The following is a 12,851-nucleotide window of genomic DNA, read 5'->3' on the forward strand; positions in this document are numbered from 1 at the left end:
TATAAATTGATAGATTTCCCATCGCTCTTGGAAAAGATGTGAACGGCTTTTTTTAATATTTCAAGTTCTAATTCTTTTTCTTTAAGGGCTTTTCGTAATCGTTTTACTTCTATAGAATCAGCTTCTTGTTTTATAGTAACCTTTGGAGTAGTTCTTGTTTTTTGACCCGCTCTCCATTTATAAATACGTTGCACCGGAATACCTAGTTCATCTGCTAATTCTTTAATATTTTCTCGCTGATAACTTAATCGTACCGCTTCTGATTTAAATTCAGTACTGTAAACTCGTTTTTTCATTATTCTAAGATATTTGTTTTTAGTTAAATAGTCTTAAAATTTCTGTCCGAGTAAATGTAGTAACTCCATTTTTGAACCCCAATAGTAAAATGGGACGGCTTTAACTAATGGAAAAAGAAATTTTAAGTAAAGAAAATGCATTTGTAGTATCGTTCAATGAACTTAACTGTACTAAAAAAGAATATGCTACGAATAAATTTGCCAAGACCTTTGTTTTTGATGATTTTTTTGGACAAAATTTGGACACTCTTTTTAAAATATAACAAAATGAAAAATATATATACTACGATTTTTTTATTATTTACTGGCTTGATTTTACAAGCTCAAATAGTTAACATTCCAGATACTAATTTTAAAAATGCTTTAGTTAATACTAGTTGTGTTGATACTAATGGAAATGGAAATGGAGATAGTGATGCCGATTTAAATAATGATGGAGAAATTCAAATAAGTGAAGCTGAAATTGTATTGGGGCTATATATTGATTCTGAAAATATATCTTCTTTAGAAGGAATTAGGAGTTTTATTAATCTTGAATTTTTAGACTGTGGATATAATCAACTGGCAAGTTTAGATATGACACAAAATCTGAATCTTGAAAGCTTAATTTGCTGGAATAATCAATTGACCAGTTTAGATGTAACACAAAACCCCAATCTTAAATTGTTGTATTGTAGCAATAACCAACTGACTAGTCTAAATGTAACACAAAACCCTAATCTTGACTGGTTAGAGTGCTATGGTAATGATTTAATAAGTTTAAATGTAACACAAAACCTAAATCTTGTAAGGTTAGGTTGCTGGAATAATCAATTAACAAATTTAGATGTAACACAAAATCTAAATCTCACACATTTATTTTGTGAATTTAATGAATTGACTAGTTTAGATGTAACACAAAACTCTAATCTTGAATTTCTTGGTTGTACTGATAATAGCCTACTAGAGAGTTTAAATATTAAAAATGGAAGCAATTATAAAATAATTTATATGTGGGCTTATAACAATCCAAATCTTATCTGTATCCAAGTCGATAATGAAACTGCTACATATCCTGTTTGTGACCAATCCAACTTTACAGGTTGGTGCAAAGATGATTGGGCAAGTTATAGTGAAAACTGTTCATTGGGGGTAGTAGATTACAATGCTATAAAACTTACTCTATATCCTAATCCAACTCAAGATATTTTAAACATCAATACTCAAGAATTAATAGAAAATGTAAAAATCTATACTTTAGACGGCAAACTTATTAAGCAGACTTCAAATTCCAGCATAAATGTATCTGGTTTACATACAGGATTATACTTTGTACAAGTAACTATTCAAGGTAAAAACTTTACCAAAAAATTTATAAAGTCTTAATTTCTGCCCCCCGCTACCGCTAGGCTCTTGCCTAGTGGTTTTTACCTGGTATGAAGCTTTATATATTCAGATATGGAAACGACAGGGTCGCTACAATTACAATTCTTTAATCACCCGGAGGGCTATATAGAACCCGTGATCAACAATGTTACAAAATCTGTAAAACGCTATGATAAAGGTACAGGACAAACTACCTATAGCGCCTTTAAATATGTGTTCCAGTATAAGGACCATTTGGGTAATGTAAGGTTAAGTTATAGTGATGATGACCTAAATGGCTCTATCGACCCAAATGATGAGATCATTGAAGAATCTAATTACTACCCATTTGGCTTAAAACAAAATGGGTATAATAACGTGGTTTCACCGAATGGGAATAGTCTTGCTCAAAAGTATAAGACCTATCAAGGGCTAGAATTTACTGAAGACTTAAGTTTGGGTATTCATGAATGGAAATATAGAATGAGTTATCCGGATCTGAGTAGGTTTTTACAAATAGATCCTTTGGCAGAGGATTATACCTATAACTCTACCTATGCAATAGAAGGAGAAACAAAAAGTGTGATTGATTTCTTTGTTGGCAGTAAATCCAAAGAAACGATTAGACCATTAATAAATAAAGTACTCCTACTTCAACCTAGTAAAATTTATACAGATAGATTGAATATCTATCCAAGCTTGATCCCAAAAGAAATTCACAAACGTTTTCAATATTGTACAAAGAAAATTGAGCGTATGAATTTGACACTTCGAACTCATATCAAGAGATTGAGTAGAAAAACAATATGCTTTTCGAGAGACAAAAAGTATCTTGAAGCTCATTTAAGGATTTATTTTTGGGGATAGAATAAGACCTTACAAAATCTGTAAAAAGCTATGATGCAGGTAGCGGGGTGATCACTTATATTAACTATGATTACCCAAAAAGGTTAGATAAAATATTATAAACCCTTATTGCTATAATCAGAACACTTATCAGGCCCAAAATAATTCTAAATATGCCTTGAAGAAATTCACCAACTACCCAACCAATAACATAACCCATGACAAATCCCACTATTACTCCTATTACAATACTACTGAATTCAGTATCATTTATAGAGGCACTGTAACCTAAGATCGCTCCTGCAAAACCTACCAGTATTCCAAAATTTTTAGAAAAACTATTCTTATTGTCTTTTCCCATAATACAGTATTTAAATCCTCAGCCAGATAAAATTCTTCTGTCGTGGATATCAATTAAAAATATCAGGGAGTTAAGAGGAGAAGTGAAGTAAAGATATTTCAATTAATTAAATTCACCAAACTCTAGTTTTTCAGTAAAAAAGTGATCTCCTTTTACTAAATAAAATACCTATATATCTCAGCACTGCAAATTAGCCAAAGTATAGACACTTCATCGAAAACGCATCCCAAGATGTGGTACCCTACCACATTCTATATCAAAAAAGATACATAGTTTTGGTTGCTCCCCCAATAATTTTTTAAATCTCCTAACAGCAAAAAAGGAGTAGACTTTAACTAATGGAAAAAGAAATTTTAATTAAAGAGAATGCATTTGTAGTAACGATTAATGGCGTTAATTGCACAAGCAGGGAAGATGTAATGAATGAATTTGCAAAGCTTTTAGCCGTTACCGATTCTTTTGAAAAGAACTTAGATGCTCTTTTTGATTACTTAACAGACCTGTCCTGGATCTTATTTGACGAAATTATTTTGATCATAAATGGAGTTAGTGCCTTTTTAGATGACGAACCAAATGAATATAGAGCCTCCTTTTTCAAAGTAATGGATGATGTTATAAAATATTGGAATGAATACAAAGGCCCCTATGAAAAGACTTTTACGGTTTTCTACACAAAGGGTTTAGTAATAGTGTAAGGCCCGGACAAGAACTATAGACTGCTAACAGACTTCTTTATACAGCAGTATATACAACATTTGGCTTTGTAAAAACACTATAGTAAACAGAAGAAATATTTCAGGGAAAGGAAGATGAAAACCTTGTAAATTAATAATCCTTCGCCTATCTTTAAAAACTTAATTTCTTAGAATTTGAAAGCTTTAATTTTAGTAGTTGTCATCCTCTTTTCTTCTTGTAACAGCCTACAGTATAAAAATACCGTGCAGAAGAAATTACCCGAGTTAGGGACCATAGGTGTTTTTGAAGCCTATGCTCTTCAAAACAAAACAAGTGCTAAAACGGTATGTAATTTAACGTCTGCCTTGCGTTTAAATACAACAACAATCAATGTTTCCAAACGAAGGATCTTCGTAAAGAGAGATTCCATTTCTAAACCAAAAAAGGACAGTATATTGGTATCGTTAGAAATATTAGATAAAATATCTTTGATCGGGCAGATCAATAAAAATAAAGAACTCTTCAAATACTTAAAAAAAGGAGAGAATTTACGCATTGTCACTTCGGTTACTGTCAATTATCCGGAAGAGATATTATCTGAAATTAATACTGCAGATGAATTATACCTCATTCAAAACAAAGAAAGAACACTTTCTGTTGAACTTAGAAAGAAGGGAAAGGTGTTTCAAGTGATAGAATTTACAGATGGAAATATAGTTGATTTCAAGGCCTCTCAATTTTGTTGGGGTAGTGCGGGATATAAAATTGAAATACTGGATTTGGTTGCTGTAGACGCTGTTTGTGGTAGTGAGACTTATAGTTCGGCAAGAAGAGCAGAACGCAAAAATGAGATAAAATTTTAAATGAAAATTGCGAAAATAATAACAGTACTATCTATCCTTTCTTTGTGGGCCTGTGAAGAAGGGGGCCTTCTTATAGAAACAGATATAAGTGATAAAACGGTAGTATTACTTGCTCCGGGAGATAGTGTTGAGGTAGCATCCAATGTCGTTTTTTTCGACTGGGAGACACTTGAGGATGCAACCACATACGAAATACAGGTAACTACTCCGGATTTTGATAACCCGCAACAGCTGATTGTAAATGTAACTGACACGATCACTTCTTATGAGCAGCAATTGAATATTGGGAACTATGAGTGGCGTGTACGTGCCAGGAACAGTAATTATGAGACTGCGTATACTACTGCTTCTTTTAAAGTAATACAGGCTGTGAATTTTTCTGATAATATCGTTGTCCTTTCTGCTCCTGCAAATAACCTTGTGACTAATGTTGCGGGTCAAAACTTACAATGGCAGAGCATTGACGGAGCTACCTTATACCGTATTCAGATACTCGAAAACGGAACAGTTGCCGATGAACAAACCACCGGAGGGACAAACCTTGATGTTACTTTCCCCGAGGGAAGTCTTACCTGGCAAGTAAGAGCAGAAAATGGCTCAGAAAATACACTTTATTCTTCAAGGGAAATTTTAGTGGACCTCACTTCACCTAATGGACCTACACTTACAAACCCGGAGGATGAAGTTGTTTTAACTTCTGGGCAAGTATCTTTTGAATGGACGAGGGTGGCTATACAAGGAAGTGTAGAGTTTGATAGTATCTATGTATACCGGGATATAAATCTAACAGACCTGGTGGTGAAAGATCAAACCACTTCCCCCTTTGATACTACACTGGTAAATGATACTTACTACTGGTTCACAAAAGCGTTTGATGAAGCCGGAAATGAAAGTCCGGACAGTTCGGTTTTTAGTTTTACAGTAAATGAATAAAAGTGAAAAACAAAAAGAACATAAGGATTCTTGTTCCTATAGTTATTATTATATGGGGGGTGTTACTGTACAAGATTTATGAAGCTTTTAACCCGGATGATTCTGCAATTCCACAAACAATAGCTACAAATTTCGCTACTCCTAAAGTTCAGAAAAAGGATACATTTTTATTACTGCCGGTTGACAAGGACCCGTTTTTAGGAACAATGTATTCAGGATCAAGAAGCAAAAGTGCTGTCAATAGGACATCAAAGCCAAAAGAAGATATAGTATGGCCTAAAATTAGTTATTTTGGAATTGTATCGGATAAGAATTCAAAATCCAGTGTGTTTATCATTGAGATCAATGGACAACAACACTTACTCAAAAAAGGGGATATTATTGAAGAAATTGAGCTTATAAAAGGGTCTAAAGAAAAGGTAAAGCTTCGATATCAAGGGGAGACCATAGAGTTCTCAATATTGTAATTTTGACAAATTAAATACCTCTATTACGAAATTTACTGTTTGAACTTTTTCAGAGTACTATAGCTAATCAATATTCAAACCTGAATTCAAAAGAAGAAACTGTATAATGATTATAATGAAGAAAATACGGTCCGCTACTTTGGTCGAAACCTTAGTAGCTTCAGCGATAATTATGGTCGTGTTCTTAATTGCCAGCCTTAGCTTGAATAATGTTTTTAAAGGAGTGGTAAAAAATAACGATACACAGTTTCAAAACAGAATAAAAGAACTTACATACTTTACCAAAAATGATAAAAAAGCTCTCCCTTTCTATGAGGAAACAGAACGGTGGGATATTAGTATTGAAACACGGGAGGGAGTTATAACCATGGAAGCATTGCATAAACCTTCCGGTAACAAAAAGAGAAAAATAATTGATGATAAGCGCTAAGAAAATAGCAGCTTTTACGTTAACAGAAATGTTGATAGTTCTTGCCATTACTACCATTGTAGCAGGTTTGGCTTTTACTATTATTACATTATTTGGGAGAAATATAGGGTTAATTCAAAATAATTATAACCAAAGTGCTCAGCTTAATTTACTGGAACAACAACTCACCATTGATTTCAACAAATTTCATGATATAAATTACAATTTGGGGAATGCGACTTTAGAAATGAAAACACGTGTAGATTCTATTGTCTATTCATTTTCTGAAGAGGCCATTCTTAGAAATTTAGATACTTTAGTAACAGAAAAGTTTTCCAAAACCTTTTTTTATAAGGGAAGTGAAACAGGCCAAGGGAGTATAGATGCATTAAAAGTTGAATTTAATAAAGGAGAAAAGCAATCCTTTTTGTTCTTTTACAAAGAAAAGGATGCCTTTCAATACATGACAGAGAATGGGGATTAAGTTTGAAAACATATCTACGCCTAACAATACTCAAAAAAAAGAGTTAAAAACCAGTTTTTTAAACAAAGAAATAACCCTTTTTGGAAATTCATTTTCCAACAAATCAAAAGAACAATTTTATGCAGAACTAAGTGTGTTGTTAAATTCCGGAGTTAATTTAAAAAGATCTTTGGACCTCATAGCAGAGATGCAAAGAAAGGAAAAAGACAAAAAACTGATAGATGCACTATCTGTAGAAATAGTAGGTGGAAGCTCACTTTCGGAAGCTCTGAAAAAAAACAAAAACTTTACTTCTTACGAATATCAGGCAATTAAAATTGGAGAACAAACAGGGCAACTTCATAAAATTACCGAAGACCTCAGAGAATACTTCAACCGAAAAAATGAATTAAAACGGCAACTTATATCTTCCTTATCTTATCCGATCATAGTTTTAATTCTGGCTGTATTTGTGGTGTTTTTTATGCTTCGTTACGTAGTTCCTATGTTTGTTGATATTTTTGAACAAAACCGTGTAGAACTACCTTGGCTTACACAACAAATTGTAAAACTCTCTAATCTTGTTACCGGGAATGGGCTCGTTATATTTTTTGGTATTATTGCTTTGATCATTGGATTAAAATGGGCCTCCGGAACCCAGTGGTACTATAAATTGATAGGAAGATTACAGCTTAAGATCCCTGTATTGGGGAATTATTTAAAAAAGATTTACCTCATTCAGTTTACGCAGGCCATGGCACTGCTTACTAATGCTAAAATTCCGGTTGTTATGGGAATACACCTTGTTAGAGACATGATTCATTTTTATCCATTGGAGAGTACACTTGAGACAATTGAGAAGGATATCATTCAAGGAGAGAAATTGAACGATAGTTTTGCGAAGCATTCTTTATATGATAAAAAAATGATAGCTCTTTTAAAAGTAGCAGAAGAGACCAATCAAACCGAATACATTTTTCAAAAATTATACAATCAATATAGCACCGAAATAAAATACAAAGGACAAATTATTACCACGGTTTTTAATTTTATGCTTACTCTTTTTGTAGGAGTTATTGTTGGTATAATCCTTATAGCAATGTACTTGCCCATGTTTAAGCTAAGCAGCGTAATTGGGTAAAAGTATTTTTATGTTAAGAAAGCAATGCTATAATTTACTGCACTACCTAAATCATCTGGTAAAATATCGTGAACCCATGGATGCCCGGCGCCAAAAACATGGTCAGCATCCCCAATAACCTCTAATTGACTTTCAGGATTCCAACTGTGTAGTAACTGTGCTTCTTTTAAAGGGACCGTTGGGTCCAGACTTCCGTGAATGATCAATTGTGGCTTCTTTAAATTTTTAACAGCTCTATGAATGGTAAGCCGTTCTTCATTCGCCTTAAAATCTTCATAGAATTGCCAATCATGAGGCATTTGTTGTTTAGTTCTTCCGTTTTCAACATAGGTGCGTCCGGTCTCCTTCCATTGCCGGAATGTTTCGCTTCCTTCCTGAAACCGAACTTTAAAATCACTTACACCGGCCCAGGTAACTACTTTATGAATTTGGGGGTCTTCTTCGGCTTTGATCAAAACAATTCCGCCACCACGACTATGGCCAATCAAACTTATCTTTTTTACATCTATTAATGAAGCGTATTTTTTTTCAGTAGTTATAAAATGTAATACCCTGTGCAGGTCGTCCAGTTCTTTGCTGAAATTATTTTGTGCAAATGCATCCAGGTCGGGAAAGTCAATAGGTTGTTCTACCGTACCTCCATTGTATGAGAAATTAAATTTTAAAAAAAAGAACCCTGCATTTGCAAAGGCTTTTGCTGCCAAATGCCAGGCACCCCAATCCTTAAAACCTTTATAACCATGACAAAATAGTATAACTGGCTTAGCAGGTAAAGAACCGTTGTGATAAATATCATAAAGGATGGGTTTTTTACTTTCTGAAAGCAAAACCCTGTTTTGCTCTATAATCATATTATTCAATTTCTTTTTCTGTAAAAGGAATATGTGGATTACAAATTTCCAAAATTAGTTTTTTAAGTTCTTCGGTAAATAATTCTAATGTTTGGATACTTATATCATGGTCCTTTTTTTGGCTTCTGGGAGTTGGTTTTGTAGCAAATCTTAAAAATCCGCTGTTAAGGTTTTTAAAGGAAATAATTCCAGCTTCTGCATTTGTAAGCGGCATTCCTTTATGGATCATAAGCGCGTATGTTAATACCTGAAATGCTTTACTGTATTTATAATCTTCTGTAATTGAACTCCAATCTGCCAATTCGAGATCGCCTTGTTGTACTAACCCGGTTTTGTAATCGATGATCCTAAGCTTTCCGTTAAATTCATCTACGCGGTCTACTTTTCCGCCAATTCGCAAAGGGAAATTAATTTTATCTATAGGAATTTCAACTTGTAGGTCACTTTCAATTTTCAGGATCTTTATTTGGTTTTCTGCTTTTATTTCAGAGACCTCATAATCAATAAAGTTGGAAATATACCGTTTGGCCACTTCAAAAATAATAAGGTTCTTTCCTTTAGAATAGTCCCCATCCTTAAATGTTTTTCTGAATTGATGTGTTACTTCAGTATCTATTTGTTGTTTCATTTTCTGAAGTATATCAAGAGTTAAAAAAGTACCCTCTAAAGGCTGGTAAAACTCCTGAAGCGTATCATGAACAATGGTCCCTAGTGTATTATAAGCGACCGTTTCTTCTACTTCCTGAAACTCGCTTATTTTCAGGATTTTTTGATGATAAAAATCCAATGGGTTCCGAATGTAATTGGTTAAAGCAGAAGGAGAAAATCCTTTTTGGCCAATCTCACTAAGCCGTTTCATGATTGCCTCTGTCTTTGTAATGGTTTTTAACGCCTTTGGCTTCATAAATACCGGAGGACTCACAATTGTTTTTTCAATATGATGTTTAGCACATTTTTCAATTTCTAACTGTAATAAAAAGCGGCTTTTTTCTCCTGAGTTCAATCCTTCGGAATGGGCATTATATAACAGCGTTACGTTTTTGGCACGATGTAACAAGCGGTAGAAGTGGTAGGTATAGATCGCATCTTTTTCAGTATATAACGGAAGGCCAAACTGTTGCTTTAAATCGTAGGTTATAAATGACGCATTAGATTTTCCTGATGGTAAGATTCCCTCATTTACAGAAAGCATAATTACATTTTCAAAATCCAACACACGGGTTTCCAACACACCCATTAGCTGAAGCCCGTTGTAAGCATCTCCTTCAAAATCGAGAGATGTTGTTGTAATTAATTCTAAAAACAGGTTGTGGATAGGTTTTATGCTCCTTACATACGAAAATCGTGTATTTAACACTTCTATTTTTTTAAAGATCGTATATAGATTGAAAAGCACAATACGGTCAATGCTATGTGGCTCAAATTTTTCTTTTGCTTTTAAAAGAAGCAAAATACAGGACTGTAGAACAATACCACTGTCATCTTTCCAATCATCAAATAACAAGGTAATTACTTCTTTATTTAATGTGCCGGCCAACCTTTCAAGCTCTTTAAATGAAAGATGCGTGCTGTTTTGTTGTGCAATTTTCAGTGTAATTTCCTGAGGATTATTTACTAAAAATGCTGCTAGAGGATGATTTAAAATGGAGAGTAAATCCTTATAGTAAATTGAGCTTGTTTCTTTTTGATGTATGTTTAAAAGAGTCTCAAAAAAAATAGTCCCTGGAAATGTTTTTATGGCTACCCCCATGGTAATATTCACACTTAAGACATTAGATGGCAAAGAGTTTAAGACCGGGGTCAATAATGCTTCATCGGCCAGTACGATGGCAGTATTGTCGAGCTCTTTCTGTGAATAGCCGGATAATAGGTCTCCTAAGAATTTTGCTTGCCCAATATTTTTTTGAACTTCAACCAGATGAAACCTCTTTTCATTCTCAAAATTGTCGGAAATATGTTGAGGGGCAGTATTTTCAAAGTATTTCCATTCTTTTACATACTTTCTTAAAAAGAAGGAAGCACTGTGCCTGGTGTCTTTATAGAAGAAGGAATCTGCATCCCAATAGATCTCGGAATTACCTGTTTCCAGTAATTCCTGAATGATACTTTGCTCAGCATTGTTTAATGCATTGAACCCAATAAAAATGTGCTTTTTATTTCCATGGGTGTTTATATAATGCTCAATATCTTCGGCTGCTTTGCGATATACCAAGCCTTGATAGCCACATGCGTCATTTAAAAGTAATTGTTTTAGGATTTCATAAAATTCGGGGAGTTGATTCCAGAACTTGATATAAGCTTCAATTAGCTCAGTTTTTTCTCCTTCCTGAACATTCCATTTCTCTAATGTTTTAATGCTTCCTAAATAGCTGAAAAAAGCTTTTGGCTCTACTAAATGCCTGTCAATTTCATTAAAATCATTTAGCAGTGTAGTTGCCCAGTTTGTATAACTTTCAAAGTCTTCTTTTTTTGAAATACCCTGAGTATTAAGATATGCTTCATAGCTTTTAAAAAAAAGCTCAGTAGTATCAATGATTTTTAGGTCAGAAAGTACTTCGATGAATTCTTCAATACTAATAATTTTTGGGGCGAAAGATGTTTGTGAAACTAATTTCCGAAGATAATTTTTTAAGAACCCGCCTGCACGTTTGCTGGGAAGGATAAGTATAAGATCAGCAGTATCCGGATGTTTTTTGTGAATAGCATGTAACGTATCTTCTAGAAATGTTTGCATACTACTAAAATAAAAAACGCCTCCGTAAAAAGGAGGCGTTTCTTAATTATTTATAATGTGTTTTCTTATTTCTTCAAAGAAATTTCAACACGTCTGTTTTGTTGTCTTCCTGCTTTAGTAGCATTAGTAGCAATAGGTCTTGATTCACCGTATCCTACAGAAGTTAATCTTGAACTACTCATTCCAATGGTTGTAAGATAATCTCTAACAGAAGCAGCTCTGTTATCAGAAAGAGTTTGGTTAGAAGACTCTCTACCTACGCTGTCTGTATGTCCTTCAATTACGAAACTAGCATTAGGATATTCTTTCATAATATCTGCGATATTTTGAAGAACAGCATAAGACTCTTGACGAATTGTTGATTTTCCAGTATCAAACAAGATCGTTTTAGAATAGTCGTTTAATTGCTGGATAATTTCAACAGTTACTTCTGGACAACCATTGTTAGCCACAGTACCAGGTACATCCGGACATTGATCATCTTTGTCTAATACACCGTCACCATCTCTATCTTGGTAAGGACATCCGTTATTAGATCTTGGACCAGCTTCATTTGGACAACCATCTTCAGCATCAGTGATACCATCACCGTCAGCATCAGGACATCCGTTAAGTGAAGCAAGGCCAGGAACCGTAGGACAAGCATCCTGAGGATCAGCAATTCCGTCACCGTCTGTATCTGGGCATCCGTTAAATTCTGCTAAACCAGGAGTGTTAGGACAAGCATCATTTCTATCTTCAATTCCGTCACCATCAGTGTCAGGACATCCGTTGAATTCTGGTAAACCAGGAGTTTCAGGACATTCATCATCTTTATCAAAGATTCCGTCACCGTCTGTATCTTTTCCACCAAATTTAAATGCTACACCTACAGAATGTTGGAAGTGCTTAATACCATATTCATCTTCAAAAGCATGCTTATAAGTAGACTGAAAGTTTAAAGCAATGTTTTCAGCTAACCAGAAACGAACAGATGCAAGACCATTGGCTGTACCAAATCCTATATCATCAACCCAAGTGTAACCTCCACCAATACCGATAGAAGGATCAAGCCAACTTGAACCAATTAGGTCTTTAAAGCTGTATTTGATTTCACCGTCTGCCGCGATGTAAGATAAATCATCTACTTCTACGTCACCAGTTTTTTCAATTCTATTGACAGTACCTACAGCAGCAAATGTAAATCCATCACCTATATATCTACCAATAGATACTTTTGAAACTGAAGGGACAATGTTCCAGTGATCATTAACGTTGTAGAATTCTTCGAAAAGATCTCCATTTAAATCATCAGAATCGTTTTGCCCGTCTCTTAGACCTACAGGGAAAGTGTCAACAGCGTTCACACCAACCTCGATGGCCCAAGGATTGTTTGCGTCTTGTGCGTTAGCTACTCCAACCCCTAAAAGTAAAAGTGTAGCAACTAAAAAAGTGTTAAGATGTTTCATATTAAATTGTTTAATTTTTA

The 12,851-nt window shown here is 34.2% G+C and carries 14 protein-coding genes and 1 pseudogene; 10 read left to right on the forward strand and 5 right to left on the reverse strand.

Going from position 1 to position 12,851, the window contains the following annotated elements:
• Window positions 1–296, reverse strand: a 296-nt coding sequence (locus ACY2RT_RS08075) for a transposase (RefSeq protein WP_490155401.1), incomplete at its 3' end; no start/stop codon positions are given.
• Window positions 297–403: 107 nt separating this feature from the next.
• Here ACY2RT_RS08075 and ACY2RT_RS08080 point away from each other — a divergent pair.
• From ACY2RT_RS08080 to ACY2RT_RS08090, 3 genes and pseudogenes are all read left to right on the forward strand, one after another.
• Window positions 404–559: a hypothetical protein gene (locus ACY2RT_RS08080; protein ID WP_490155402.1), complete on the forward strand. Its 156-nt coding sequence runs from the start codon at window positions 404–406 to the stop codon at window positions 557–559.
• A gap of 4 nt (window positions 560–563) precedes the next feature.
• The gene (locus ACY2RT_RS08085) at window positions 564–1,661 is read left to right on the forward strand and encodes a T9SS type A sorting domain-containing protein (protein WP_490155403.1); all 1,098 of its coding nucleotides are present in this window, start codon (window positions 564–566) and stop codon (window positions 1,659–1,661) included.
• A gap of 531 nt (window positions 1,662–2,192) precedes the next feature.
• Window positions 2,193–2,507, forward strand: a pseudogene (locus ACY2RT_RS08090) (IS1 family transposase); the annotation flags it as partial.
• Between the two features lie 70 nt (window positions 2,508–2,577).
• Here the strand turns inward: ACY2RT_RS08090 and ACY2RT_RS08095 are convergent.
• Window positions 2,578–2,847 (reverse strand): hypothetical protein, encoded by a 270-nt coding sequence (locus ACY2RT_RS08095; RefSeq protein ID WP_490155404.1) that lies wholly within the window; start codon window positions 2,845–2,847, stop codon window positions 2,578–2,580.
• A 338-nt stretch (window positions 2,848–3,185) separates the two neighbouring features.
• Between ACY2RT_RS08095 and ACY2RT_RS08100 the strand changes: the two genes are divergently transcribed.
• The 7 genes from ACY2RT_RS08100 (at window position 3,186) to ACY2RT_RS08130 (ending at window position 7,798) form a co-directional block, all read left to right on the forward strand.
• Entirely contained in the window at window positions 3,186–3,542 is a 357-nt protein-coding gene (locus tag ACY2RT_RS08100) for a barstar family protein (protein ID WP_490155405.1), read from the forward strand.
• 243 nt (window positions 3,543–3,785) lie between these two features.
• The gene (locus ACY2RT_RS08105; RefSeq protein ID WP_490155406.1) at window positions 3,786–4,385 is read left to right on the forward strand and encodes a hypothetical protein; all 600 of its coding nucleotides are present in this window, start codon (window positions 3,786–3,788) and stop codon (window positions 4,383–4,385) included.
• The gene (locus tag ACY2RT_RS08110) at window positions 4,386–5,318 is read left to right on the forward strand and encodes a hypothetical protein (RefSeq protein ID WP_490155407.1); all 933 of its coding nucleotides are present in this window, start codon (window positions 4,386–4,388) and stop codon (window positions 5,316–5,318) included. It begins immediately after the preceding gene.
• A 2-nt stretch (window positions 5,319–5,320) separates the two neighbouring features.
• On the forward strand, window positions 5,321–5,785 hold the full coding sequence (locus tag ACY2RT_RS08115; RefSeq protein ID WP_490155408.1) for a hypothetical protein: 465 nt from the start codon (window positions 5,321–5,323) through the stop codon (window positions 5,783–5,785).
• Between the two features lie 115 nt (window positions 5,786–5,900).
• Entirely contained in the window at window positions 5,901–6,215 is a 315-nt protein-coding gene (locus tag ACY2RT_RS08120) for a hypothetical protein (RefSeq protein WP_490155409.1), read from the forward strand.
• Window positions 6,202–6,678 carry a PulJ/GspJ family protein gene (locus ACY2RT_RS08125; RefSeq protein ID WP_490155410.1) on the forward strand — a complete coding sequence of 159 codons (477 nt, stop codon included), beginning with the start codon at window positions 6,202–6,204 and terminating at the stop codon, window positions 6,676–6,678. Before ACY2RT_RS08120 ends, ACY2RT_RS08125 begins: the two co-directional genes overlap by 14 nt.
• A complete protein-coding gene (locus ACY2RT_RS08130; protein ID WP_490155411.1) occupies window positions 6,668–7,798 on the forward strand; it encodes a type II secretion system F family protein in 1,131 nt (376 codons plus the stop codon). Before ACY2RT_RS08125 ends, ACY2RT_RS08130 begins: the two co-directional genes overlap by 11 nt.
• 8 nt (window positions 7,799–7,806) lie before the next feature.
• Here the strand turns inward: ACY2RT_RS08130 and ACY2RT_RS08135 are convergent, their stop codons facing one another.
• The 3 genes from ACY2RT_RS08135 to ACY2RT_RS08145 all read right to left on the reverse strand — a co-directional run bounded on the left by ACY2RT_RS08135 (window position 7,807) and on the right by ACY2RT_RS08145 (window position 12,831).
• Complete coding sequence (locus tag ACY2RT_RS08135; RefSeq protein ID WP_490155412.1) at window positions 7,807–8,649, reverse strand: alpha/beta hydrolase family protein; 843 nt, start codon at window positions 8,647–8,649, stop codon at window positions 7,807–7,809.
• 1 nt (window position 8,650) lies between these two features.
• Window positions 8,651–11,383: a PD-(D/E)XK nuclease family protein gene (locus ACY2RT_RS08140; protein WP_490155413.1), complete on the reverse strand. Its 2,733-nt coding sequence runs from the start codon at window positions 11,381–11,383 to the stop codon at window positions 8,651–8,653.
• A gap of 65 nt (window positions 11,384–11,448) precedes the next feature.
• Complete coding sequence (locus ACY2RT_RS08145) at window positions 11,449–12,831, reverse strand: OmpA family protein (RefSeq protein WP_490155414.1); 1,383 nt, start codon at window positions 12,829–12,831, stop codon at window positions 11,449–11,451.
• Window positions 12,832–12,851: the final 20 nt, after the last annotated feature.

It is taken from the genome of Ulvibacter sp. 2210JD10-4 (assembly GCF_058148525.1).